An 822-nucleotide genomic window follows, 5' to 3' on the forward strand; every position below is an offset into this window, starting at 1 on the left:
GGAAGCCGTTGTCCAATACGCGGCTGTATGTCATGGATGATCGGCTCAGGGAGCAGCCGATCGGGGTAGCCGGAGAGCTGTGCATCGCGGGAGCGGGCTTGGCGCGCGGCTACCTGAACCGCCCGGAACTGACGGAAGAGAAGTTTGTGCAGCATCCGAACGGAGAGCGGCTGTACCGGACGGGAGATTTGGCGAGATGGCTGCCGGACGGCAACCTGGACTATTTGGGCCGGATCGACGAGCAGGTGAAAATCCGGGGCTACCGGATCGAGCTGGGCGAGATCGAGGCGGTTCTGCAGCGACACGAGCAGGTGAAGGAAGCGGTAGTGATTGCGCGTCAGGATAAGGGAGCGGATTCCTATCTGTGCGCGTATGTGGTTGGTCACGGCAAGCTGGAAGCAGCGGAGCTTCGCCGATATGTGGGAAATCAACTGCCGAGCTATATGATACCTGCGTTTGTAGTTGAATTGGATAAAGTGCCGTTGACGCCGAACGGGAAGGTGGATTGGAGAAATCTTCCGGAACCAGGCAATCGGCATCGGGGGCAAACCGGAAACGACGCACCGCAATCCGGTCCTGAAAAGCTGTTGGCATCCATTTGGGAAGAGGTGCTAGGCATTGAGGCGGTAGGATTGAAAGACAATTTCCTCCAAATTGGTGGAGATTCGATTAAGGCGATTCAGGTAGCGTCGAGACTTCATCAATACGACTATAAACTTGCCGTTCATGATATTTTTCAGCACCAGACGATTGAGCAGATAAGTCCTCTCATGGAAAAGTTGGCTCATACGGTGGATCAGAGGCCGGTCGAAGGTGAAGTCG

1 protein-coding gene is annotated in these 822 nt (G+C 55.5%); it reads left to right on the forward strand.

Annotated elements, in window-relative coordinates; translation table 11 throughout:
- A partial coding sequence (locus K0T92_RS25805; RefSeq protein ID WP_219875271.1) for a non-ribosomal peptide synthetase occupies positions 1 to 822 on the forward strand: 822 nt, incomplete at both ends.

Origin of the sequence: Paenibacillus oenotherae (assembly GCF_019443105.1) — a bacterium.
Taxonomy (GTDB): Bacteria; Bacillota; Bacilli; order Paenibacillales; family Paenibacillaceae; genus Paenibacillus_Z; species Paenibacillus_Z oenotherae.